Origin of the sequence: Bradyrhizobium sp. CCBAU 45389 (assembly GCF_028128625.1) — a bacterium.
GTDB classification, from domain to species: domain Bacteria; phylum Pseudomonadota; class Alphaproteobacteria; order Rhizobiales; family Xanthobacteraceae; genus Bradyrhizobium; species Bradyrhizobium liaoningense_B.
The window spans coordinates 100,452-124,833 of the sequence record NZ_LBIY01000002.1; the positions used below are offsets into that span (position 1 = coordinate 100,452).

The 24,382-nt window shown below is 65.4% G+C and carries 23 protein-coding genes and 1 tRNA gene; 6 read left to right on the forward strand and 18 right to left on the reverse strand.

Annotation, left to right across the window (positions count from 1 at the left end):
• Nucleotide 1 precedes the first annotated feature (1 nt).
• Nucleotides 2-913: a DMT family transporter gene (locus XH79_RS00500; protein WP_271580252.1), complete on the reverse strand. Its 912-nt coding sequence runs from the start codon at nt 911-913 to the stop codon at nt 2-4.
• An 89-nt stretch (nt 914-1,002) separates the two neighbouring features.
• Between XH79_RS00500 and XH79_RS00505 the strand changes: the two genes are divergently transcribed.
• From XH79_RS00505 to XH79_RS00515, 3 genes are all read left to right on the forward strand, one after another.
• The gene (locus tag XH79_RS00505; RefSeq protein WP_212337611.1) at nt 1,003-1,872 is read left to right on the forward strand and encodes a LysR family transcriptional regulator; all 870 of its coding nucleotides are present in this window, start codon (nt 1,003-1,005) and stop codon (nt 1,870-1,872) included.
• 74 nt (nt 1,873-1,946) lie between these two features.
• Nucleotides 1,947-2,627, forward strand: coding sequence for a site-2 protease family protein (locus tag XH79_RS00510; RefSeq protein WP_212337613.1), 681 nt, complete (start codon nt 1,947-1,949; stop codon nt 2,625-2,627).
• Nucleotides 2,628-2,689: 62 nt separating this feature from the next.
• A complete protein-coding gene (locus tag XH79_RS00515) occupies nt 2,690-3,112 on the forward strand; it encodes a hypothetical protein (protein ID WP_271580711.1) in 423 nt (140 codons plus the stop codon).
• On the opposite strand, the gene XH79_RS00520 is transcribed toward XH79_RS00515, so the two are convergent.
• The 6 genes from XH79_RS00520 to XH79_RS00545 form a co-directional block, all read right to left on the reverse strand.
• On the reverse strand, nt 3,100-3,927 hold the full coding sequence (locus XH79_RS00520) for an energy transducer TonB (protein WP_212337615.1): 828 nt from the start codon (nt 3,925-3,927) through the stop codon (nt 3,100-3,102). The two genes, XH79_RS00515 and XH79_RS00520, sit on opposite strands and share 13 nt — an antisense overlap.
• Before the next feature lie 8 nt (nt 3,928-3,935).
• Nucleotides 3,936-4,400, reverse strand: coding sequence for a TonB system transport protein ExbD (gene exbD / locus XH79_RS00525; RefSeq protein WP_271580253.1), 465 nt, complete (start codon nt 4,398-4,400; stop codon nt 3,936-3,938).
• A gap of 3 nt (nt 4,401-4,403) precedes the next feature.
• Complete coding sequence (gene exbB, locus XH79_RS00530) at nt 4,404-5,405, reverse strand: tonB-system energizer ExbB (protein ID WP_271580254.1); 1,002 nt, start codon at nt 5,403-5,405, stop codon at nt 4,404-4,406.
• Nucleotides 5,402-6,091, reverse strand: a complete 690-nt coding sequence (locus XH79_RS00535; RefSeq protein ID WP_212337620.1) for a Fe2+-dependent dioxygenase — start codon at nt 6,089-6,091, stop codon at nt 5,402-5,404. The genes exbB and XH79_RS00535 overlap by 4 nt, the downstream gene beginning before the upstream one ends.
• 2 nt (nt 6,092-6,093) lie before the next feature.
• Nucleotides 6,094-8,496, reverse strand: coding sequence for a TonB-dependent receptor (locus tag XH79_RS00540; protein WP_271580712.1), 2,403 nt, complete (start codon nt 8,494-8,496; stop codon nt 6,094-6,096).
• Nucleotides 8,497-8,723: 227 nt separating this feature from the next.
• The gene (locus XH79_RS00545; protein WP_025035676.1) at nt 8,724-8,963 is read right to left on the reverse strand and encodes a hypothetical protein; all 240 of its coding nucleotides are present in this window, start codon (nt 8,961-8,963) and stop codon (nt 8,724-8,726) included.
• Between the two features lie 379 nt (nt 8,964-9,342).
• Between XH79_RS00545 and XH79_RS00550 the strand changes: the two genes are divergently transcribed.
• The 3 genes from XH79_RS00550 (at nt 9,343) to XH79_RS00560 (ending at nt 14,283) form a co-directional block, all read left to right on the forward strand.
• Nucleotides 9,343-10,515, forward strand: coding sequence for an efflux RND transporter periplasmic adaptor subunit (locus XH79_RS00550; protein WP_271580255.1), 1,173 nt, complete (start codon nt 9,343-9,345; stop codon nt 10,513-10,515).
• Nucleotides 10,512-13,658 carry a multidrug efflux RND transporter permease subunit gene (locus XH79_RS00555; protein ID WP_212337624.1) on the forward strand — a complete coding sequence of 1,049 codons (3,147 nt, stop codon included), beginning with the start codon at nt 10,512-10,514 and terminating at the stop codon, nt 13,656-13,658. The genes XH79_RS00550 and XH79_RS00555 overlap by 4 nt, the downstream gene beginning before the upstream one ends.
• A gap of 64 nt (nt 13,659-13,722) precedes the next feature.
• Nucleotides 13,723-14,283, forward strand: a complete 561-nt coding sequence (locus tag XH79_RS00560) for an invasion associated locus B family protein (protein WP_212337626.1) — start codon at nt 13,723-13,725, stop codon at nt 14,281-14,283.
• 48 nt (nt 14,284-14,331) lie between these two features.
• Here XH79_RS00560 and XH79_RS00565 read toward each other — a convergent pair whose 3' ends face one another.
• The 11 genes from XH79_RS00565 to XH79_RS00615 all read right to left on the reverse strand — a co-directional run bounded on the left by XH79_RS00565 (nt 14,332) and on the right by XH79_RS00615 (nt 24,380).
• Nucleotides 14,332-15,051 carry an ABC transporter ATP-binding protein gene (locus XH79_RS00565; RefSeq protein ID WP_271580256.1) on the reverse strand — a complete coding sequence of 240 codons (720 nt, stop codon included), beginning with the start codon at nt 15,049-15,051 and terminating at the stop codon, nt 14,332-14,334.
• Nucleotides 15,048-15,815, reverse strand: a complete 768-nt coding sequence (locus XH79_RS00570) for an ABC transporter ATP-binding protein (protein ID WP_271580257.1) — start codon at nt 15,813-15,815, stop codon at nt 15,048-15,050. The genes XH79_RS00565 and XH79_RS00570 overlap by 4 nt, the downstream gene beginning before the upstream one ends.
• Nucleotides 15,805-16,791, reverse strand: coding sequence for a branched-chain amino acid ABC transporter permease (locus XH79_RS00575; RefSeq protein WP_271580258.1), 987 nt, complete (start codon nt 16,789-16,791; stop codon nt 15,805-15,807). Before XH79_RS00575 ends, XH79_RS00570 begins: the two co-directional genes overlap by 11 nt.
• Complete coding sequence (locus tag XH79_RS00580; RefSeq protein WP_271580259.1) at nt 16,791-17,654, reverse strand: branched-chain amino acid ABC transporter permease; 864 nt, start codon at nt 17,652-17,654, stop codon at nt 16,791-16,793. The genes XH79_RS00575 and XH79_RS00580 overlap by 1 nt, the downstream gene beginning before the upstream one ends.
• A gap of 63 nt (nt 17,655-17,717) precedes the next feature.
• Complete coding sequence (locus XH79_RS00585; RefSeq protein ID WP_271580260.1) at nt 17,718-18,971, reverse strand: ABC transporter substrate-binding protein; 1,254 nt, start codon at nt 18,969-18,971, stop codon at nt 17,718-17,720.
• A 353-nt stretch (nt 18,972-19,324) separates the two neighbouring features.
• Nucleotides 19,325-19,687, reverse strand: a complete 363-nt coding sequence (locus XH79_RS00590) for a DUF1428 domain-containing protein (protein ID WP_271580261.1) — start codon at nt 19,685-19,687, stop codon at nt 19,325-19,327.
• A 134-nt stretch (nt 19,688-19,821) separates the two neighbouring features.
• Nucleotides 19,822-19,895: transfer RNA gene (locus XH79_RS00595), tRNA-Gln, on the reverse strand.
• A gap of 181 nt (nt 19,896-20,076) precedes the next feature.
• A complete protein-coding gene (locus XH79_RS00600) occupies nt 20,077-21,048 on the reverse strand; it encodes a Bug family tripartite tricarboxylate transporter substrate binding protein (RefSeq protein WP_271580262.1) in 972 nt (323 codons plus the stop codon).
• A gap of 47 nt (nt 21,049-21,095) precedes the next feature.
• Nucleotides 21,096-22,226, reverse strand: coding sequence for an iron-containing alcohol dehydrogenase (locus XH79_RS00605; RefSeq protein ID WP_271580263.1), 1,131 nt, complete (start codon nt 22,224-22,226; stop codon nt 21,096-21,098).
• 13 nt (nt 22,227-22,239) lie between these two features.
• Nucleotides 22,240-23,277 (reverse strand): 4-hydroxythreonine-4-phosphate dehydrogenase PdxA, encoded by a 1,038-nt coding sequence (gene pdxA, locus XH79_RS00610; RefSeq protein ID WP_212339142.1) that lies wholly within the window; start codon nt 23,275-23,277, stop codon nt 22,240-22,242.
• Nucleotides 23,274-24,380, reverse strand: coding sequence for a four-carbon acid sugar kinase family protein (locus tag XH79_RS00615; RefSeq protein WP_271580264.1), 1,107 nt, complete (start codon nt 24,378-24,380; stop codon nt 23,274-23,276). The genes pdxA and XH79_RS00615 overlap by 4 nt, the downstream gene beginning before the upstream one ends.
• Nucleotides 24,381-24,382 lie beyond the last annotated feature (2 nt).

Below are 24,382 nucleotides of genomic sequence, written 5' to 3' on the forward strand. Positions count from 1 at the left end.
GTCAGGCCTGGCCTGACACAGGCGCCCTCGCCGCCTGAGCGCGCCGTCCCGTCGTCGTCGCGATCCAGATTCCGGCGAACACCGCGACGATGCCGGCCGCCAGATTCCAGCGCAGCGGTTCGTTCAGCAGCCAGGCCCCGACCAGCGAGGCCGTGATCGGATTGACCGTCACCGAGATCGCGACGCGCGTCGGTGTCGTACGCTCCAGCGCGAAGGCCCAGAGATAGAAGGTCAGCGCTGCGCCGAAGGCACCGAGATAAGCAGCCGCCAGCCATTGCGGCATGCCGAAGCCGGCGACCGGTGCAAAGCTGCCGCGGACACAGGAGAGCGGGATCAGGCAGATCGCGCCCGCCGCCATGCTCATGGTCGTGAACGCGATTGGGCCGGAGCGCCGGATCAGCGGCTTCGACCAGATGCCGTAGAGCGCCATGCACAGCGCCGCCGCCATCATCAGGAGATCGCCGCGCCAGGCGCCTGATGGTGCCGAAGTCAGGTCGGAGAGCAGCGCCACCGCCACGCCAAAGGTCGCGATCACGACACCGATCGACTTGCGCCAGGTCAGGGCTTCAGCGCCGAGCGCGGCGCCGATCACGAGCGACAACAGAGGAAGCGTCGACAGAGCGAGCGCGCCGCGCGCGGCGGTCGTGAAGATCAGCGACGCGTTGAACAGGATCGGGAACAGCGCAAAGAACAGGATACCGAGCGCGATGGCGGCGGCCCAGTCGCCCCGCTCCGGCCAGCGATCGCCGCGCAGCAGCGTGAGAGGCAACAGCAGGAGGAAGCCGATGCCGAACCGGAACGAGCCGATCGCCAGCGGATCGATGCTGCCGACGAGGTAGCGCGTCGCGCCGATCGAAGTCCCGCCCAGCGCGCTCGACAGCACGGCGGCCAGAACGCCAAGAATCTCGCCCACGCTTGCTCCCGTTGATGCCTAGAAAGCAGCATAGGAGGCGCGCCCAAACAGGGAATGGAATTTCCGTCATGCCAGGATAAGTTTTCGTCATGACCGCACCCGTTCTCGATCCTGATCTGCTGAAGGCCTTCGCCGCCGTCGCCGAGCATCGCTCCTTCACGCGCGCCGCCGCGGCGCTCAACCGGACCCAATCGGCGGTCAGCGTCCAGATCAGGCGCCTGGAAGAACGGCTCGGCGCAAAACTGTTTCAACGCACCAGCGCCGGCGTTGCACTGACCGCAGCAGGCGACGAACTCCTGGTCTATGCGAAGCGGCTGCTCGACCTCAATGCAGAGGCCGTCGATGCGCTCCGCGCGCGCAAGCACGAAGCCGTGGTCCGCCTCGGCGTGATGGACGACTACGGCACGATCGTCATTCCGCCATTGCTGGCGCAATTCGCCAAAAGCCATCCGGAGATCCGGGTCGAGATCGAGACCGGGCTGACCGCGACGATGCCGGCCCGGCTCGGCGAGGCCTATGACCTCGTCATCGCCATGCACCCGGAGGGACGCGGCGACGGCGAGCTGCTGCGACGCGAGCAGGCGGTGTGGGCCGCGGCCGCATCATATTCAGTCGGGGCACCGCACGACGCGCTGCCCATCGCGCTCTACCCACACGGCTGCCTGTTCCGGCAATGGGCTGCGGACGCCCTCGATGCCGCCGGCCGGCCCTGGCGCCTCGTCTTTGTCAGCCGGACGCTTGCAGCGGTTGAGGCGATCGCAGCCCAGGGTCTTGCGATCACCGTCGTGAAAGCCGGCACCCTGCCGCCCCGCCTGCGCGTCCTGTCGGAGCGCGACGGCCTGCCGCCGCTGCCGGCCGCGGACATCCGCCTCCATTGCGCGCGCAAGCTGTCGCGTCCGGCGGCCCTGCTGGCGGATCATCTGCAGCGTGGCATTCCGGAACCGGCCACCCTATGTTGAGCTGAAGCGTTGCTGCACGACCGGGTTTGGCTGGGACGGCTGCAAGGCCGCGAGCAAACCGGGATAGACGAGCCGTGAACATTTCCCTTTATGATCTTTCGGTGTGGGTGCTGCCGCTGGTCCTGGCCATCACCTTCCACGAGGCCGCGCACGCCTTCGTCGCCTACCGTCTCGGCGACAATACGGCCTGGCAGCTCGGCCGCGTCAGCTTCAATCCTGTCAGGCACATCGATCCCTTCGGCACCCTGATCCTGCCGGCGATGCTGCTGTTCGCGCATTCGCCGTTCCTGTTCGGCTATGCCAAGCCGGTGCCGGTGAATTTCCGCAAGCTCAACAACCCCAGGCTCGACATGGTCTGGGTGGCGCTGGCCGGGCCCGCGACCAATATCCTGCTGGCGCTCGCGGCGGCTCTCGCCCTTCACGCGCTGCCCTTGGCGCCGGCAGGGTCGGCGCAATGGATCTTCGACAATCTCAAGAATGCGCTGGTCATCAACGCGATCCTGGCCGTCTTCAACATGATGCCGATCCCGCCGCTCGACGGCGGCCGCGTCGCGGTCGGGCTGCTGCCACGACCGCTCGCTTTGCCGCTGGCCCGGCTCGAGCCGTTCGGTATGCTGATCCTGATCGGCCTGTTGATCCTGCTGCCGCTCGCGGGCTCGCAGTTCGGTCTAAATCTTGATGTTATTTCAGCAATACTGCGAACGTTGACCGGTTATGTGATTCAGGCTGTTCTCTTCCTGACCGGCAATGCGTAGTTGAACAGAACACCCGAATACGAGCCGAAGGGCCAGAGGCCGACTTGGTCAAAGCTGCCGATATGCTGATCGCGCGACGCGCGGACACCCGTGCCCGCGCCGATTTCGCCACCTGGAAGATGATGGCCAAACTCAACGGGGCGTCCGCGCTGCCTGCGGAGGCCCAGGAGTTCCTCAGCAGCTACAAGAATCTGCTGGCCCGGATGAGCGAGGGCGAGGCCACCGAGGCCACCATCGCCGCGATCTACAAGGCCTACTATGCCGAAATGGGTGGCGGCGGAACTCCGCCCGATGTCCGCCCCCGCCAGGCCGAGCCGGCCGCGGACAATGTTACCGCCTTCCGGCGCCCGGCACCGAAACCGAAAACGACCAACCTTTTTGGGGCTGGCACGGCCGCTGGAACCCAGAAACGACCGCTCCCCGTGGCGCTGATCTTCGCCTGCCTGGTGGTGGTCTATGTCGGGATCCGGTTTTACTGGCGCTGAGCCGACTTCTTCTTTTTCTTCTCGTCCGGCGGCTTGAACATGATCTCGACGGTGCGCTCGAACCGGTCCTCGGTCAGCGCGGCCGGCGGCGTCGGGAACGGGTCGGATTTGTGGACCATGGAGATCGCAGCCGCATCGTAGGCGGGATCCCCGGACGACTGCACGACGTCGACCGACAGCACGTTGCCGCGCCGGTTGAGCGCGAAGCTCACCTTTGCCGTCTGGTTACTGGGCTCCTTGCCCTCCGGATTGACCTTGTGCGCCGAAAGATGCGCGCTGATCTTCCGGTTCCAGTCGGCCGTCAGCTTCAGGAGGTCCTTGCCGATGCCGAGCACCGGCGCCATGGCCTTCTCGGCCTCGCGCGCGGCGTCCTCGAAGGTTTGCCGCTCCATCGCGACCGACTTCTGCGATGCTTCCATGGCCGGGGTTTCGACCGCGGCCAGCTTCGGATCGTCGTCCTGCTCCTTCTTCGGCTTGTTCTCGGTGACGATCCGGTCGGCCTCCTCGACCTCTTGCGGCCGGTCCTGGGGAAGATCCGTTTCCTTGACCTCGGCCTTTTGCTCAGGCAGCGCCGGGCGCTCTTCCTGCTCGTCGGCGTCCGTCGGCCCGGGCGGCATATCGGTCTCTCGCGCCGGCGGCGACGTCATCTCGACCGCGAACTCCGCTCCCGCCGCCCCCAGCCCTTCGTCACCGTCATCGGCCTGCAGGTTTGCGAGCGCGAGCGCAGCGCCACCCACATGGAGCGCGACCGCCGCGATCGCGGCCAAGATCCACAGCTTCCGGGATGATCTGGGTTCGTGCTCGGGGTCGGACATGGCAATCCCTATGGTTGCGCCGTGCCCGCGGCTGCCGGTCCCGCCTGCCCGGCCGGACCTTCCAGCGCAACCAGCTTCACCCGCGTGTAGCCGCCGGAGCGCAACAGCTCCATGACGCCCATCAGCTCACCATAGGGCACGGAGCGATCCGCGCGCAGGAAGAGGTACTTGTCCTTGCTCATGTCGGACATGGAGTCGAGGGTCATGATCAGCTCGGCCCGGTGCACGGAGTCCTCTCCGATCGCCAGCGTCAGATCGCGCTTGATGCTGAGATAGGTCGGCTTGTCCGGCTTCTTCTGCGGCGTCGCGCTCGAGGTCGGCAGGTCGATCGGCAGATCGACCGTGGAGAGCGGCGCTGCGACCATGAAGATGATCAGCAGCACCAGAATGACGTCGATGAACGGCGTGACGTTGATGTCATGCGTTTCCGAGAAATCGTCCTCGTCATCATTGCCTGCGAGCGAGACGGCCATGGTTCACTCCGCTGCGCGCGAATGCACGCTGCCGTGGCTACGGTCGAGATCGCGCGAGAGCAGCCGCCCCGCCGCGCCCGAGGCACGGCTGACCAGTTCGAGATAGCCCTTCGTCACGCGCGAGAAGTGATTGTAGATGATGACGGCGGGAATGGCGGCGACGAGGCCGATCGCGGTGGCGAGCAGCGCCTCGGCGATGCCGGGCGCGACCACGGCGAGGTTGGTCGTCTGCGACTTCGAGATGCCGATGAAGCTGTTCATGATGCCCCAGACCGTGCCGAACAGGCCGACGAAGGGCGACGTGGAGCCGATGGTCGCGAGCACGCCCATGCCGATGCGGATGCGCCGCGCCTCCGCGCGCACGATCTCCTGGAAGCTCGAGGCTGCGCGCTCCTTGATGCCGGCATCGCTGGACAGGCCGGCCGACATCCGCGCCTCGCGCAGCGCCGCCGCCAGGAACGACGGCAGGATGCCCTCCTTGGAGCCGAGCGCCATCTGGGCTTCGGCGAGCGAGCGCGCCTCCGCGACTTTCTTCAGCGCCGAACGAAGCTTGGCCGAGGCGACCGACAGCTCGATCGACTTCGCGATCAGGACCGTCCAGGTCATGAGCGATGCAAAGGCGAGCCCGATCATCACCGCCTTCACGATGACGTCCGCCGACATGAACATCACCCAGGGCGACAATTCCTTCATGGCCGGGGTAGCGGATACAACGTCGGACTTCGCCGCCGTCGGTGCGGCGGCCGTGGGAGCCGTGGTGGCCGACGGAGCCGTGGCGGCCGAGGGAGCCGCAGGCACCGCCACGGGCGCGGTGACGGGCGCAGCCGCAGGCGCCGTTGCCGACGGTGCTGCCGCCGGAGCGGGCGCGGCCGGCTGAGCCTTCGACTGGGCCGCTGCCGGCGCAGCCGGCTGGGTTTGTGTCTGGGCAGAAACAGGCGATGCGAGCCAGGCGGCCGCCAGAAGGACGGCTGCGGCAAGGCTGGCTTGGAAGGTCATGGTCTTCATACTTCGGCCCAGTAGCGAATGAGGTTGTGATAGATACCCGTCAATTTGACCGTTTCGGGATCGTCACGCCCGAGCCGTTCCACCAGCGCCTGTATCGCGGTGTCGAGGTCAAAGATCATGCTCCGGGCTTGATCGTCCCGTATCATGCTCTGAAGCCAGAAGAAAGACGCAACCCGCGTTCCCCTCGTCACCGGCGTGACGAGATGGAGGCTGGTCGAGGGATAGAGCACGCAGTCGCCGGCTGGCAACTTGACTTCGTGCGAACCGTAGGTGTCCTCGATCACAAGTTCGCCACCGTCGTATTCCTCCGGCTCGGCCAGGAACAGCGTCACCGACAGGTCTGTGCGGATGCGAAGGCCGGTCAGACGGTCGCCGCGGATCGCGTTGTCGACATGCAGGCCGAAATGGTGGCCGCTGTCGGCCGCGTAGCGGTTGAACAGCGGCGGGAAGATCTGGAGCGGGATCGCCGCCGCGATGAAGCGCGGGTTCGACGTCAGTGCCGAGATGATGCGGTTGCCGAGCTTACGCGCGACCTCGCTGTCCGGCGGCAATTGCTCGTTGCGCTTCACCATGGCCGACTGCGAGCCCGCGGTGGAGCGGCCGTCTTCCCACGCGCTGGCATCCATGATGCGGCGGAAATCCGCCACATCATCTTTGCTCAGGATGCCAGGCAGGCACGTCAACATGATCAGAACTTCGCTGTCGTGGTCAGATAGAACGCCCGTCCCGGCGCGACGGCCACGAACGGCACCGCGCTGCGATAGAGCGTGTCGTAGTACAGCTTGTTGGTGAGGTTCTGCGCGTAGAACCTCATGCTCCAGTTCTTGTCGATCTTCTTCTCGACGAAGGCGTCGAAGCGCCAGTAGCTCGGCAGCTCGTTGCCGGTGTTGGCCGCGAACGTGCCGCCATAGACCTTCGAGCGGTACACCGCCTGCCCGCCGATCTCCCAGCCGTCGTCGAACTTGTACTTGCTCAGCATGCTGAACGACTGATGGGCGACGTTGGCAAGCTGCAGGCCGATGTTGGAGGCGATGCCGCTTTGCGTGACCTTCGACTGCATCAGCACCAGGCCGCCGAAGATGCTCCAGCGATCGGTGATCTTGCCCTCGGCCTCGATGTCGATGCCCTGGATCCTGTAGGCCGCGCCCGAAGTGAGCAGGTTGTTGACGGTCTCTCGCGCGTTGTCTTTCGTGGTCTGGAACAGCGCTGCGCTGACCAGCAGGTGACGATCCGCCAGCTCCCATTTGGTGCCGATTTCGGCGGCCTTGTTGCGCTCGGGCCCCAGCAGGATGGCCGTGTTTGCCGGAATGCCACCGTAATCGGTGCCGGTCGCATCGAGCTCCGACCCGAACGGATTGGCCGAGGTCGCATAGGCCACATAGACGCTGCCGATCGACATCGGCTTGTAGACCGCGCCGACGTTGTAATTGACGAGATCGTTGTTCTGCTTGAGCCAGGCCGAGTTCGTGGACGAGCTCTGGCTGTAGCCGTCATAGCGGACGCCGCCATTCAGAATGATGGTGTCCTGCCAGTTCGCGGTGTCCATCACATAGACGCTGCTGGTGTTGACGCCATAGCGCGTCGGGTTTCCAACCAGCGAGGGCGTGCCGAAGGGGATGTTAGTGTATTGCGGGGAGTAGAGATTGACCCCCGTAACGGCGCCAGTGCTCGTGAAAGCGTTGCCGGCCAGCTCCGACGCGAGACCCGCATAGCGGTCGATCGAGATATTCTCGTTGGTATATTCGACGCCGAACACCGCGGTGTGCTTGACCCCGCCGGTGTCGAGCTTGAACGTGGCCTCGTTCTGGTTGGCCCACACGTCCACGTTCTGGTAGCGGCTCTGCGCGCTCGCCGTCGTGGTCCAAGCCATCGGATTGCCGCTGATCGTATTCGGGTTCTGCGGCAGCGTACCGATATAGTTCAAGAGTGAGTGCTCGCCGCGCACCTTGCTGGTCAGGGTGATGGCCTCGTTGACCTTGTACTCGATCGTGCCGGTGCCGAAATCCTGCCGCGCAGTCTGGAAGTCGCGGTTGAGGAATCCGTACCAGTTGCCGCGCGGAATGCCCGCCGACGTCACCGGCACGTTGCCCTGCTTGTAATAAGGCACGCCGAAATCCGGCAGGCCGCTGAGGTCGGTGTGGACGTAGTTCGTCGTGATCTTGATGTCGTTGGTCGGGGTGTACTTCGTCGAGAGGAAGGTGCCCCAGCGATTGTCGGTCACGTAATCGCGGCCTGCGACATTGGCATCCTGGAACAGGCCGCCGGTGCGCACCGAGAAGGTCGGATCGACCACCTGGTTGACGTCGATCGTGACGCGCTTGGTCCGGTCGGTGCCGAACTCGGTATCCATGCGCTGGAAGTTGCGATCGCCGGCCTGCTTGGTGACGATGTTGATGGCGCCGCCGGCGGTGCCGCGGCCCGCATAGGAGGATGCCGGGCCGCGCAGGATCTCGATCTGCTCGGTGAAGAAGTTCTCGCGGATGGAGACCGCGGGATCGCGAATGCCGTCGATGAAGACGTCGTTGCGCGCGTCGAAGCCGCGGATGAAGAAGCGGTCGCCGAACGCGTTGCCACCTTCACCCGAGCCGAGCGTCACACCGGCGGTCGATCGCCCGATCTCCTTCAGCGTCGTGGCATTCTTGTCCTGGAGCACTTCCTTGCTGAGCACCGTGATGGTCTTCGGCGTGTTCAGCATCGGCTCGGGAAACTTGCCCGAAGCCTGGACGTGGTCGACCTTGTAGGGCGCGGCCGGATCGGAATAAGGATTGCGGTCCACCTCGCCGGCCGGTGCGGCGGGAGCAGCCGTCTGCGCCGCCTGCTGGCGCTGCGCGGCGCGGCGAAGCGCGTTGCGCGCGCGAACCTGATCCGGCGTGGGCTTCGACGCCGTCGGGCGCGGCCGCTGCACCGGAGCATCGACCGTCACCGGCGGCAGGTTCGACTGCTGCGCCTCTGCGCCGCTCGAGACCGATGCCACGGCGATCAAGCTCGCGACGGCCGAGACCTTCTTGCCGGAAATACCCGAAGACTTTTCATCCACCGGATCGAATGCTGCGACCGAACGCAACGACTTCGGTGCGACCACCTGCCCCATTACAACACGCCCCATCTTCATGTTCGCTCACTCACTTCGACGAGCGATCGGGCTGTTGGTATCGGCGGCAAAATAGTGGGTCAATGCGGGCAGGCCGCGAGAACCTTTGAATAAGTCCAGATCAAAACGATTCTAAACTGAAGTTTGAAACGGTTCTAAAGATATATTGGACTCGTTCTAAAACGCTCGCGAAAAATACCGCCAAATCGGCGGCGATGCTCACAGCATCAATCGCTGCTCGGCGGCTTCATCAGCGAGAACAATTCGTCGACAGTCTTCTGCGCGACGGCACGCACGCGATCGGTGTTGTCCATGCCGGCGATGTTGACGCCATTGACCACGGCCTTGATCTCGTCGCGGAAGTCCGTGAGGAAGCGCAAGGGATCGCGCTGCTCGTTGGCAACGCGCGCAATCAATCCCGTGATCAGAATCTGGCACGCGATCAGCTTGCCGTTCAACTCGTCCATCCTGCGCTCCCATCGTGGCGGCGCCGATATGGACGATGCCGATTTTCCTGACAACCGAAACGCGACCAGCGCGATTTAGAACCGTTCTTGCATCATGTGCATCCGCACGGCCTGACGGGGGTGCTGTGCCGGTCCCGCCGCATCCCCCGCGAGCATTGCCTTATTCTTACTCGCTGATCGCCCGCAGTGGGAAAATGCAGCACTGCACACCGGCGCGCCAGTGAGTTGCCTAGACGGTGCAAAGCTTTCCAATTGTTTAGATTTCTCACCGGATAGTGCTGTTTACACTGGAACTTGGCGTGTATTATACAAGCGCCCTGGAACCCAATGATTGCCCCAAAATTCGTAAGCTAGGGCACAAGAGCCGACACGAGCCGACATGAAAAAAACACGGCCGATCCTCTGGATTCTGATCCTCGCGGCCGTGGCCTCCGCGGGTTACTATGGTTGGCAGAAATACGGCTCGCCGGACGCCGGAAAATCCCAGACAGCGCAGAAAGGTCCGCCCCGCGCGCCCTCCATTCCCGTGAGCGTGGCGCCGGTCCAGAAGGTCGACTTCCCGGTCTATCTGACCGGTCTCGGCACGGTTCAGGGCTTCAACACCGTCCAGGTCCGCACCCGGGTGGACGGCCAGATCGACAAGATCGCCTTCACCGAAGGCCAGATCGCCAAGGAGGGCGAGCTTCTGGCCTCGATCGACCCCCGCCCCTATCAAGCCACGCTCGACCAGGCCAAGGCCAAGAAGGCGCAGGACGAGGCGAATCTGGCTAATGCCAATCTCGAGCTCCAGCGCGCCATGAAGCTCGGCGAATTCGCCACCGCACAGCGGGTCGACACCCAGCGTTCCACCGTCGCCCAGCTCACCGCCCAGATCGCCGCCGACGAGGCCGCAATCGCCAACGCCCAGACCCAGCTGGACTACACCCAGGTCAAGGCGCCGATCACCGGCGTCGCCGGCCTGCGCCAGGTCGATGTCGGCAACATCGTCAACGCCTCGACACAGACCGGCATCGTCACGATCACGCAGGTCGAGCCGATCTCGGTGATCTTCACCGCGCCGGAAGACCAGCTTCCCTACATCAGCGAAGGCCAGAAGGCCGGCGCGCTCAAGGTGATCGCGTTCACCACCGACGGCAAGAAGACGCTGGCCGAGGGCAAGCTCGCGGTCATCAACAACCAGGTCGACACCACCAGCGGGACTATTCGGCTCAAGGCGGTGTTCGACAACAAGGACCACGCGTTGTGGCCGGGACAGTCGGTGTCGACGCGCCTTCTGGTGCGGACGCTGAAGGATGCGACCGTGGTTCCGGATGACGCGGTCCAGCATTCGACCAACGGCCTCTACGCGTACACCGTCAATCAGGACAACAAGGCCGAAGTGCACAAGATCAAGGTCAGCTACTCCATCGACGGCCATTCGGTCGTCGACGAAGGGCTCACGCCCGGGCAGCAGGTGATCACTGGCGGTCAATTCAAGGTGCAGCCCGGAAGCCTCGTCTCGACGGCGATGGCAAGTTCGGATCCGGGACAGAACAAGGTACGACGGGAATGACCGAGGGCGGGATTTCGGCACCTTTCATCCGTTATCCCATCGGCACCTCGCTGCTGATGGCCGGCATCCTCTTCGTCGGTCTCGTCGCCTATCCGCTGCTGCCGGTCGCGCCGCTGCCGCAGGTGGACTTCCCGACCATCCAGATCACCGCCAATTTGCCGGGCGGCAGCCCCGAGACGATGGCCTCGTCGGTGGCCCAGCCGCTGGAGCGCCAGTTCGCCCAGATCCCGGGCATCGCCCAGATGACCTCGACGAGCTATCTGGGCACGGCATCGATCACCATCCAGTTCGACCTCAACCGCAGCATCGACGGCGCCGCCAACGACGTGCAGGGCGCCATCAACGCCGCCAGCGGCCAGTTGCCGAAGAACCTGCCCTCGCCGCCGACCTACCGTAAGGTCAACCCGGCCGACGCGCCGATCCTGCTGCTGTCGGCGACGTCGGAGACACTGCCCCTCACCACCGTCAGCGACGCGGTCGACGCCCAGCTCGCCCAGCAGATCAGCCAGCTCTCCGGCGTTGCGCAGGTGTTCATCGGCGGCCAGCAGAAACCCTCCATCCGCATCCAGGTCGACCCGGCGAAGCTCGTCGCCAAGGGCCTGTCGATGGAGGACGTGCGCAGCCAGATCGCGATCACCACGGTCGACAGTCCGAAGGGCAACATCGACGGCGAGAAACGCGCCTACACCATCTACGCCAACGACCAGCTCACCCAGTCCAAGGACTGGAACGACGTCATCATCGCCTACCGCAACGGCGGCCCGTTGCGCATCCGCGACATCGGCCAGGCGGTCAGCGGCGCCGAAGACGCCAAGCAGGCGGCCTGGGCCAACGGCAAGCGCGGCGTGTTCCTGGTGATCTTCAAGCAACCCGGCGCCAACGTCATCGAGACCGTCGACAGGATCAAGGCGACCCTGCCCCGCCTCGTGGCGGCGATCCCGCCGGCGATCAAGATCGAGCTCATCAGCGACCGCACCACGACGATCCGTGCCGCGGTCGAGGACGTGCAGTTCACCCTGCTGCTGACCATCGCCCTCGTGGTCATGGTCATCTTCATCTTCCTGCGCAGCTTCTGGGCCACCGTCATCCCCACCGTCACGGTTCCGCTGGCGCTCCTGGGCGCGTGCGCCTTGATGTGGGTCGTCGGCTATTCCCTCGACAACCTGTCACTGATGGCGCTCACGATCGCGGTCGGATTCGTCGTCGACGACGCCATCGTGATGCTGGAGAACATCACCCGCTATATCGAGGAAGGCGAATCGCCGATGGCGGCGGCCTTCCGCGGTTCCAAGGAAATCGGCTTCACCATCGTCTCGATCAGCATCTCGCTGGTCGCGGTGCTGATCCCGCTGCTGCTGATGGGCGGCATCATCGGGCGCCTGTTCCGCGAATTCGCCGTCGTGCTGGCGATGACCATCTTCGTCTCGATGTTCGTGTCGCTGACCCTGACGCCGATGATGGCCTCGCGCTTCCTGCGCGCCCATGGCGAGGTGCAGCACGGCCGCTTCTATCAATGGAGCGAGCGCGCCTTCGATGCGATGCTGCGCGGCTACGAATATGTGCTGGATCATGCCTTGGCCTGGCGGCGCACCACGCTCGCGATCTTCTTCGCCACGCTCGGCCTGTCGATCTACCTGTTCGTCCTGATCCCGAAGGGCTTCTTCCCGCAGCAGGACGTCGGCCTGATCACCGCGACCTCGGAAGCCTCGCAGGACATCTCGTTCAAGGAGATGCAGCGCCGCCAGGTCGAGCTCGGCAAGATCGTGATGGAAGACCCCGACGTCGCCACGATCGCGATGAACATCGGCGGCAGCGGCCGCGCCGGCAACAACGGCAACATGTTCATCACGCTGAAGCCGCGCAACGAGCGCGAGGCCTCGGCGCAGCAGATCATCGCGCGGCTGCGTCCCAAGCTCGAGAAGGTGTCCGGCGCCCGCCTCTACATGCAGGCGGCCCAGGACGTCCGGCTCGGCGGCCGGCCGACGCGCACGCAGTTCGAGTTCACCTTGCAGGATGCCGATCTCGCCGAGCTCAACGACTGGGCGCCGAAGATCCTGGCCAAGATGCAGACGCTGCCGGAGCTGCGTGACGTCGCCACCGACCAGCAGACCCAGGGCACCACGGTCCAGCTCAAGATCAACCGCGACACCGCCTCGCGCTACGGCATCCAGCCGCAGCTGATCGACGACACGCTCTATGACGCCTTCGGACAGCGGCAGGTCACGCAGTATTTCACCCAGCTCAACACCTACAAGGTGATCCTCGAGATCCTGCCGGAGCTGCAGGGCAATCTCGACAGCCTGAACAAGCTCTATCTGAAATCGCCGCTGACCGGCGACCAGGTGCCGCTGTCGACCTTTGCGACCTGGACCACCGATCCGGTCCGCCCGCTCTCGATCAGCCACCAGGGCCAGTTCCCGGCGATCACGATCAGCTTCAACCTCGCGCAGGGCGTCGCGCTCGGCCAGGCAACCGAGGCCGTGCAAAAGGCGATGGCCGAGCTCGGCGCACCGCCGACGCTGAACTCGAGCTTCCAGGGCACCGCGCAGGCGTTCCAGCAGTCGCTCGGCACCGTGCCGCTCCTGATCCTCGCGGCGCTGGTCGTGGTGTACCTGATCCTCGGCATTCTCTACGAGAGCTACATCCATCCGATCACGATTCTGTCGACCCTGCCCTCGGCCGGCGTCGGCGCGCTCGCGATCCTGATGGCGGCCGGCTTCGACTTCAGCCTGATCGCGCTGATCGGCATCATCCTGTTGATCGGCATCGTGAAGAAGAACGGCATCATGATGGTCGACTTCGCGATTGCCGCCGAACGCGACGAGCACAAGACGCCGGAGGAATCGATCCGCCAGGCCGCGCTGTTGCGCTTCCGTCCGATCATGATGACGACGATGGCAGCCCTGCTCGGCGGCGTGCCCTTGATGCTCGGCCACGGCACCGGCGCGGAGATCCGCCAGCCGCTCGGCTACGCCATGGTCGGCGGCCTGATCGTCAGCCAGGCGCTGACGCTGTTCACGACGCCCGTCGTCTATCTCTATCTCGATGAGCTCAACAACTGGTTCTCGGGCTGGGGCCGTACGGGTGACGGCGAAGGGCACGAGACGCACGAGCACGGCAGCGTCAAGCAAGCCGCCGAGTAAGCTTGCGCCGCGGCTCCCGCGACGCTACAGCGAGACCCCCGGTTCACGCCAACGCGGTTTCGCCATGCCCATGCAATCAAGACTTGTCGCCCTCGCCGCTGCCCTCCTGTTGTCGACGGGCGCCGCGCATGCCCAGCAGGGCGCCAAGAAGAATGCTGCTCCCGCGGCGCAGCCCACGCCCGCCCCGACGCAGCCGCAGGCTGAAGGTGCTCCCGGACAGCCCGGCTGGATCGTCCGCTGCACCAGCGCCAGTCGCGAGGCACCACTCGAATGCGCGATGGAGCAGAACGCGGTGCTGACCAAGACCGGCCAGACCGTCGTCCTGATCAACATCCGCATCGCGCCCGACACCCGCACGCCCATCGCGCTGCTGCAATTGCCGCTCGGCCTCAACCTTCCCGTCGGCGCCAAGCTCCAGGTCGACGAGGGCAAGACGGCCGATCTCCAGATCCAGACCTGCGAGAACCGCGGCTGCTACGCCTCGACACCGATCGCAGCGGACCTGCTCGCAGCGTTGCGGTCGGGCAAGCAGCTGAAGGTCTCGTTCCAGAACATGGCCAAGGAGACGATCGCGATCCCGATGCCGCTCGGCGATTTCGCGGCGGCCTACGACAAGATCAAGTAACGAAGGTCTTTCGTTACTACCCCGCCATTTGCGCGTTGCGCGATTCCATCAGTCCACGCCGAGATAGGCCTTCTGCACCTGCGGGTCCTTGGCGAGCGCTGCCGCGGTGCCCGAGAGCACGCTCTTGCCGACCTGAAGCACCGTCGCAAAGTCGGAGACTTCCAGCGCGAGCTCGATCGACTGCTCGGCGAGCAGGATGGTCAGGCCCTCGCGATGCAGGCGGCCGAAGGTCTCGTACATGGACTCGACGACGGCCGGCGCGAGGCCGAGCGACGGCTCGTCCAGCATCAGCAGCTTCGGATCGCTCATCAGCGCGCGGCCGACCGCGAGCATCTGCCGCTCGCCGCCCGACATGGTGCCGGCGCGCTGGTTGCGGCGCTCCTTCAGGCGCGGGAAGACCTCGTAGACGCGTTCGAGCAGCGTCGTCTGACGCGACTTGTCGTGCAGCGGCGTCGCACCTAACATCAGGTTGTTCTCGACGCTCTGCTGGACGAACAGGCGCCAGCCCTCCGGCGACAGCGCAAGGCCCTTGCGCACGATCGCAAAGGCCTTCTGTCCCGCGATCTCCTCGCCGCGAAAGCTGATCGAGCCGGCATGCACGGGGATGAGGCCGGCGATCGCGTTCAGCGTCGTGGTCTTGCCGCCGCCATTGGAGCCGAGCAGCGCGACGACGCTGCCCTCCGGCACCTCCAGCGACACGTCGGAGATGCCGATGAGGTCGCCATAGCGCACTTCGAGATGCTCGATCCTGAGAAGCGCCCCGCTCATAGGTCCGGCCCGCCCATCAGCTCGACCGGTGTGTGGCCGGCCGCGGCCTTCGCGGCGCGTTTTCCGAGATAGGCTTCGATCACGGCCGGATTGGAGGTGACCTCGCGTGGGCTGCCGCGCGCGATCTCCTTGCCCTGGTGAAACACCATCACGCGGCTCGCGAGCGACATGATCACTTCCATGATGTGCTCGACGATGACGAGCGTGATGCCGGAGCGGTGGATGTCGCGGACGAGATCGATGGCGAGCCTCACCTCATGCGCGTTGAGACCGGCCATGGCCTCGTCGAGCAGCAGCACCTTAGGCTCGGTCGCCAGCGCCCGTGCGATCTCCAGCCGCTTGCGGCCGGGCGTGCCGAGCGAGCGCGCCGGCGCCTCCGCAAGGCGGCTCATGCCGACGCGCTCCAGCACCGCGCGTGCGCTGGTCTCGGCCTCCTTGCGATGCGGGGTGCGCAGGAAGGCGCCGATCATGACGTTCTCCAGCACCGTCATGCCCTCGAAGGTCTGCGGCACCTGGAAGGTGCGGGCGAGCCCGAGGGCGGCGCGCCGCTCCGGCGCGACGTCGGTGATGTCGCTCCCCTCGAACAACACGCGGCCGGAGGTGGTCTTGAGGTCGCCGGTGAGGCAGTTGAAGAAGGTCGACTTTCCCGCGCCGTTCGGGCCGATCAGGCCGAGGATGTCGCCCTGCTCCAGCGTCACGGAGGCGTCGTCCACCGCCTTGAAGCTGCCGAACGCCTTGGTGATGCCGCGCGCTTCAAGGAGCATGGCTTGCTCCCGTGTCGGTCTTCGACGTGTCAGTCTTGGGCTTGCCGCGCCGGGTGAGCAGGCTGAGCAGGCCGCCCGGCTGGAAGCGCGCGATCAGCACGATGATCGCACCGTAGACCACGAAGGTGAGCCCGGCGCCCTTGCCGCCAAGCCAGCTGTTGGAGATCTCCTCCAGCGGCACCAGGATCGCAGCGCCCACCAGCGGTCCGAACAGCAGCCCTGCCCCGCCCAGCGCGGCCATGATCAGGATCTTCACCGAGATCAGGATCCCGAGCCCGGACTCGGGATCGACGAAGCCGAACATCATCGCATAGAGTGCGCCGGCGACGCTGGTCAGTGCCGCGCTCAGCATGTAGGCGTAGAGTTTCGTGCGGCTCGCGGGCGCGCCGAGCGAGCACGCGGCGCGCTCGGAATCCTTGATCGCCCGCAGGTAAAATCCCATCCGGCTGTTGGTCATCCACCAGGTGATCGCAAGCGTGACAGCGAGAACGGCGAGGAAGAGATAGTAATACGGCAGCGCCGACAGGAACGAGAGATCGAAGATGTTGCGTGGGACCGTCGGACCGGAGAGACCGACGGCCGCGCCAAGCCATTCGGTGTTGGTCACGATCAGCCGCATCGTTTCGGCGACCGCGATCGTCGCCATGCTGAAATAATGGCCTGACAGCCGCAACGTCGGCACGCCGACGATCGCGGCGAGCCCGACCGCCAGCACGATGCCGCCGGGAATGCCGAACAGCGGCGACAGGCCGAATTTGGCGTAAGCACCCATCGCGGCATAGGCACCGCAGCCGAAGAACACGACGTGGCCGACCGAGACCTGCCCGGCATAGCCGCCGACGATGTTCCAGGCCGAGGCTGCAATCGCATAGAGCAGCACCAGCGCGCCGAGGCGCTGCTGGAACGGCGAGGACAGCAGCAGCGGATAGGCGATCGCAAAGGCTGCGACGACCGAGAGCCAGATCCAGCGCCGCATCACATCTTCCCCATCAGGCCCTGCGGCCGGAACCAGAGGAAGAACAGGAACAGGACATAGACGATGATGTCCTTGTAGATCGCGCCGATGAGATATCCGGACAGAGATTCGATCACGCCGATCAACAGGCCGGCAACGAGAGCACCCGGCACGCTGCCAAAACCGCCGAGCGAGACCGTGACGAAGGCGACGATGCCGAGCGTCTCGCCGACGGTCGGCACGATGTAGAAGAAGTTCGCGATCAGCGCGCCGGCCAGCCCAGTGGCGCCGGCCGCGATCGCCCAGGCGATCGCCTGCATGGTGTCGGGCCGGATGCCCATCAGCTGGGCCGCGGTCTGATCCTCCGCCACCGCCAGCATTTTCGAGCCGAGCGAGGTGCGGGTCAGCAACAGATGCAGGCCGAGCGTCACCAGGAGCGCGACGACGCCCGCGAGCAGCCGCGAGGCCTCGATGCGCAGGCCGGCAAAGGCATAGGTGCCGCCCACGATGTTCGGCGGCATCGACAGGAAGTTGGCGCCGAACCACCAGAACACGGAATAGCGCAGCAGCAGCGCGAGGCCGAAGGTGCCGAGTATCTGCGCCAGCATCGGCCCTTTCATGATGTCGCGGATCAGGCCGAAATAGACCACGATGCCGAGCGTGGCGAGCACCAGCGTCGCCAGCGGGGCGCCGAGCAGCGGCCCTCCTCCCATCAGGGTATAGACGACATAGGCGACGTACATGCCGAGCATGACGAAGTCGCCATGCGCGAAATTGACGATGTTCATCATGCCCCACACCAGCGTGAGGCCCGAGGAGAACAGGGCATAGACGGCGCCAAGCAGAAGGCCGCCGACGATCACCTGCACGAGAACGAAGGACATGAGCTGCGCTGCTCTACCAGGCCTTGTGAAAAAGGCGGGACTTAAGGTCCCGCCTTCGCATGATCACCAGCCCTTGTAGGGCAGCATCGGCGCCTTCTGGGCATTGGCTTTCGGCCACACCGAGACGTAGTTCTCGCCGTCCTGAAGCTGGATGATGTAGGCCGAGGCCAGGATGTTCTGGCCCTTGTCATCGAACTTCACGCCCTTGTAGCCCATGATGAGCTGCTCCGGCTTGAGGTCGGTCGCCTTCAGCGCGGCCTGGATCTTGGCCGGATCGGTCGAGCCGGCACGGTCGATCGCGTCGACCAGCACGAAGAAGCCCTGCATCTGGCGGCCGACGGTGTCGTCCATCTCCTCGCCGCTCTTCTTCTTGTACATGTCGGCGATGATGGCGGACGGCGATCCGGGCGGACCCACCGCCCAGGACGAGCGGTTGAAGACGCCTTGCGAGAGCTTGCCGACCGCCTTGATGAAGGACGGATCGGAATAGCCGGCATCGTCCGCGAGCAGCAGCGGCGGCTTGTAGTCGAGCGACTGCATGGTCTTGGCGAACAGGATCGCGTCCGAAGTGTAGCTGATCATCAGCACGACATCGGGCTTCTTCTCCTTGAGCTGAAGCACCTGGGCCTGCACGTCGGTGGCGTTGACGGCATAGGCGATGTCGATGACCCCGTTGCGCTCCTTCGCCTTGAACCCGGAGGCGATCGTGCTCGCGACCGAGGTGCCGTATTCGGTGTTGTCATGGACCAGCGCGATGCTGTCGGTCTTGGCGCCGGCCGCCTTCATGTCGGTGAGGAATTCGTCGTAGATGCGGACGAAATCCGGCGCGATCGGCGTGGTGCGGAAGAACCATTTGAAGCCGCGCTCGGTGAGATTGGCGGCAACCGATTCCGGGGTGAGGAACGGGACGCCGTATTTCTCGGCGATCGCGCTCGAGGTCAGGGTGATGCCGGACTGATAGGCGCCGAGGATCGCGGCGACCTTCTCTTCCGTGATCAGCCGCAGCGCCTGGTTCTGCCCCGTCGCCGGGCTGCCCTGGTTGTCGGCGAACACCACCTCGACCTTGGCGCCGCCGAGGCCGGCAAGGCCGGCATTCTTCGCCAGCGGAAGACCGCCGAGTTCCGGATGGGCGTTGTTGATGATGTCCATGGCGACCTCGAGCGCCGCCTTGGCGTGCGCGCCGATCGAGGCCGTGCCGCCGGACATCGGCAGGATCGCGCCGATCTTGACGACCTTGTCCTGCGCCGTTGCACCCGAGACGAGCGCAAGGGACATTGCGGCCGCGCAAAGCAGCCCCGTGACCTGCTTCAATGTCATGAAATCAGACCTCCCAAGGGTTTCCCCAACCAAGATTTTTTGGAGAGCTTGGGCGAAACGCCCCGCCTCCGTTTGATTATGCCTGGCTGCGGGAGGATGGCATGCCGACTGGCTACCGGCAAGGTGAAACGGCCTGCGACGATGCTGCATGGGCAGGCAGGGATAACGGAAGGGCACGAACAGCGCTCAATCTGGCGTCGATTAGCGCGATCAAAACGACCCAAACCAACAACCGTAGGGTGGGTTAGCTGTGCGACTGCGCGAAGCGCAGTTCGCGTAACCCACCTCCTTGGTTTCCGCGGAGACGAAGATGGTGGATTACGCTGCGCTAATCCACCCTACGAAGCGTGCATTCAGCCCGCCACGTCGCTCGCCTGCAGCAGCGTCGTGAAGCCGCCATAGATCATGCGCTTGCCGTCGAACGGCATGTCGCCGTGCTTGAGCCGCGGGTCCGCCATCACCTTCTTGTTGACGGCATCGCGCGTCTCCCGGTCGCGATAGACGATCCAGGCGAACACCACGACCTCCTCCTCCGTCGCCATCACCGCGCGCGGAAACGAGGTCAACTCGCCATAGGGAACGTCGTCACCAATGCATTCGACATAGTCGAGCGCGCCATGCTCCATCCAGACCGCACAGGCCGTTCGCGCCAGGGCCTTGTAGGCCTCGATCTTGTCCTTCGGCACGGCCAGCACGAAACCATCGACATAGGGCATTCCTGATCTCCTTGGGTTGTGTGTGTGTCCCAAGGACGACCGGGCGCGTGGCGGCCCGACGTCGAAGACGCCAATTCCGCTGAGGCAAACCGTCGCGAGTGCCGACAAATCAGTGTTCAGAAAGCGCCCGGAACTGGCTGGGGAACCTGGATTCGAACCAAGACAAACAGAGTCAGAGTCTGTTGTGCTACCGTTACACCATTCCCCAACGGAATAGTCGAACAAATTCAATGCCTTACTGATTTGTCCGACTGTGGCCGGAAGCGCGTTTGGCGCAAATCACGGCTCAGGCGTGGCAGCGTTCTACCCGCTCGCATCTGGGCTGGCAAGCGCTGCGATCCACTGATCAAAGCGCGACAGCCAAAGCCTTGGGGTGAACGCCCTCGCCACTACTCCAGCTTGATGTTCGCGGCCTCGATCACCTTCTTCCAGCGCGCGGTCTCGGAGGCGATGTAGGCCGCGAACGGCTTCGAATCCACCGCCACCGCGGAGGCGCCGAGTTCGGCCATCTTCTGCACCGTCTCCGGCTGCTGCATGAAGGCGCGAATCTCGGCCGAGAGCTTTTCGACGATCGGCTTCGGCGTGCCCGCGGGCACGAAGAAGCCGTGCCAAGCCACGGCCTCGAAGCCCGGCAGGAATTCGGCCACCGCCGGGACCTGCGGATCGAAGTCGGCCCGCTTCGGCGTCGCCGTCGCCAGCATCGCGAGCTGGCCGGTCTTCACCTGCGGCAGCAGCAGCGGCACGTTGTCGAAAGCGAGATCGATCTGGCCGCTGAGCAGGTCCGTCAGCATCTGGCTCGACCCCTTGTAGGGCACATGCACCATCTTGGTGCTGGTCATCTGCTGAAACAGTTCGCCCGCCAGATGCTGCGAGGTGCCGACGCCGGCGGAGCCGAACGAGACCTTGTCCGGGTTGGCCTTCAGATAGGCGATCAGCTCCGGCACGGTGCGGGCCTTGATCTTGTTGGGGTTCACCACGAGCACGTTGGGCACAACGCTGATCTGGGCGACCGGCACCAGATCCTTGTCCGGCTGGTAGCTCAGCTTCGGCCCATAGAGCGACGGGTTGATCGCAAGCGCGGAGGTGCTGGCAAGGCCGAGCGTGATGCCGTCAGGCGCCGACTTCGCCAGCCGCGTCACGCCAAGGATCGAGCCGGCGCCGCCGACATTCTCGACCACGAACGGCTTGCCGAGCTTGACCTGCAGATGGTTCGAGACCATGCGCGCGAAGATGTCGGCGGTGCCGCCGGCGGCGAAGGGAACGATCACCGTCACCTGCTTGGATGGATAGGCGTCCTGCGCCTGCACCGGTGACGTCGCCAGCAGCACTGCCGACACAAGACCAAGCCACATCGATCTCATCGAGGTTTCCTCTACTTTCACTGTTGTTGATTGGGTGTTGCGAGCCGTTAGAACGCGACCTCGTACATGTTCAGGATCGCATCCCGGCTGAGGTCACGCGGGTTGTTGTCGAGCAGGCGGCGGATGGCGTGCGCCTCGTCAGCCATCACGCCGAGATCGCTTTTGGGCACGCCGAGAGCTGACAGCCGCATCTCGATGCCGAGATCCTTGCAGAACGCGTAGGTCGCCTCGAACACGAACTTCGGATCGCGTTGCTGGGGCAGCCCCAACGCACCCAGCACGGCGACCGTCTTCTCTTCCACCGCCGGCATGTTGAAGGCGAGCGTGTGCGGGAAGATCACCGCGCAGGCGAGGCCGTGCGCGACGTGATGGCGCGTGCCGAGCGGATAGGCCACAGCGTGACCCGCGGTCGTATTCACCGGCCCGAGGCAATAGCCGCCGTAGAGCGAGGCAAGGGACAGGCCGGCGCGCGCCTCGCGGTCGCCGCCATCGGCGACCGCGCGCTTGAGATAGCGCCCGACCAGCCGCGCGCCTTCGAGCGCGTAGAGATCGATCGTCGGATGCGCCTTGCGGCTGGTGTAGGCCTCGACGCAATGCGCCAGCGCATCGACGCCGGTCGCCGCGGTCACCTCCTTCGGCACGGTCATCGTCAGGTCCGGATCGACGATGGCGATGTCGGCGAGCATGAAGCGGCTCTGCACCGCCTGCTTGTTCTGGCTGACGGGATCGGTGACGAGCGCACGGGTGCCGGCCTCGCTGCCGGTGCCCGAGGTGGTCGGGATCTGCATCAGCGCGACGCTGCGGCCGGCGACCTTCTCCGGCCCGACGATGTCGGCAAAGGGCACGTCACTGCTGCACATCACCGCGACCAGCTTGGCGAGATCCATGGCGCTGCCGCCGCCGAAACCGACGACGAGATCGGGCCTGGCGTCCTTCGCCATGGCCACCGCCTTCTCGAGATTCGGCAGGTCCGGCTCGGGCTTGACGTCGCCGAACACCTTTACGGCGCCCGGCAGCCCCAGCGTGTCGACGCGGCGCGCGTTGAACGGGTCCGAGATCACCAGCGGCCGCCTGGCGCCGATCCGCTCGGCAAAGCGCGCCGCGGCGGTGATGGTGCCGTTGCCGAACTCCAGGATGGTGGGGCGTTGGATTTCGATGGGCGTGAAGGCGTTGGTCATCGTGCGTTCGATCTCATGATTTGGCTGCGGAGGCACCGGCGGCGAGCCGCTCGGCATAATCGATGGCCTCGATCAGGCTGTGCTCGTTGGCGATGCCCTTGCCGGCGATATCGAAGGCGGTGCCGTGATCCACGGAGGTGCGGATGATCGGCAGGCCCAGCGTGATGTTGACGCCGGAAAGCTCCTGCCAGCGGCCGGTCGCGGGATCGACCTGGAAGCCGAGCAGCTTGACGGGAATGTGCCCCTGATCGTGATACATCGCGACCGCGGCATCGAACTGGCCGGCACGCAGCTTGACGAAAATGGTGTCGCCCGGCACCGGGCCGACGACGTCGAGGCCGTCGGCGACCGCTTTCGCGATCGTCGGCGCCGACACGTCGATATCCTGCCGGCCGAACAGCCCGCCCTCGCCCGCATGCGGATTGAGCGCGGCGATTGCGATCTTCGGTTTGGCGATGCCAAGCCGGCGCAGCGCGTCGTTGGTGAGGTCGATCACCATGCGCAGCCGCTCCGGCGTCAGGCGCTTCGGCACGTCCTCCAGCGCAACATGGGTCGAGACATGGCTGACGCGCATGTTGCCATGGGCGAGCAGCATCACCGAGCCGCGCACCCCGGTGAGATGCGCCAGCATCTCGGTATGACCGGGGAAATGATAGCCGGCCTTGTTGAGGGCTTCCTTGTTGAGCGGCGCGGTGACGATCGCCGCGGTGCGGCCGGCCTGCGTCAGGCGCACGCCCTGCTCGATCGCCTTGTAGGCGAAGCGGCCGCCGTCGGCGCTGAGCACGCCCGGCTTGATCGGATCGCCCTCGGCGTCGGCCTGCAGGTAGCAGAGATTGGGCCATTCGCGATCGTCGGCCGTCACCTCGGGGATCGCGACGTCGGCGCCGAGCGCGGCCTTCGCGCCTTCCAGCGCCGCGCCGCTGCCGATGACGAGCAGGCGCAGATCCCCCTTCGCGATCCGCTCCTTCAGCCCGACGCAGGCCTTGACGATGATCTCCGGCCCGATCCCGGCCGGATCGCCCATGGTGATGGCAAGATGACGAGAGGTCATATCGGACTCTCCATTCTGAGCAGATGATTGTCCCGGAGCAGGTCACGCCACAGCTCGCTGGGACCGAATGCACCGGATTTCGAGATGACGTCGACGCCGGACCAGCGCCCGCCTTGCAGGATCGAGCGCGGCAATCCCGGAACAACACGCCCTGTCACCTCAAGCGCGTGCGCGCCAAGGGCAACACAGGCGGCCTTCAAGGTCTCGCCGCCGGCGACGATCAGCGTGCCGGGCGGATCGAGCGCCGCAATCAATGCCGCCATTTCGCGCGCGATCCGCTGCGCCGCTTCAGCGCGCGTCAGGCCGCAGGCGAGCGAGAATTTGACCATGGCCACGCGGTCATCGGCGAGCTTGCGCTGGACGCGCGTCGCGCCCTGGCCTTCCGCAAGCTCAATCGTCGCTTCGCCGCATGCAGCGAGCTGAGATGCAGCGGCGGGCTGGTCGGAGCCGAACAGCCCCAGCACCGGCAACTTCAATTGGCTCGGCGCATCGGCACGGTGACTGCGCGCAAGCGCGCCGGCCAGTCCACCGCTTCCGCACCACAGCACGGGCCCCGGCATCCGCCGTCCCATCTCGACGACGCGGTCGAGGTCGATGTCGCTCTCGGCATCGAACACCTGAACGCCGCTCTGCGACAGCGTATCGGAGCTGCCCCGCAGCGCCTCGATGCCGTCCTGCCCCAACTGATCCAGCAAATTGTCGCCGACCCGGTGCCACTCGCCTTGCACCGTGCGTGCGAATTGCTGGCCGCCTGCGGTGCGGCGCCCCTGATAGTCGAAGGCGGGCGCGACCACGCAGGATGCCCAATGACCGCTGCGCAGGCAGGCGCCGAGCTCGGCAGCCCACGCCCCGCGCAGGAGACTGTCGACCTTCTTGTAGGCGATCGTCGCTCCCTGAAGCCGTGGCGCCAGCTGCCCGACGATCTCGACGCTCTCGGCCTTCGACCGCTCGCGGGTACCGCTGTCGATCGCGAGGCTGCCGGAGCCGGACGCCGCAGGTGCTTCCGGCCAGGTGACGTCGAACGGTCCGCACAGGCCGACGAACTCCGCAGCGGTGTCGAGCGCACCGGTCAGATCGTCAGCAAGCAGCCGGACGCTCGTCATCG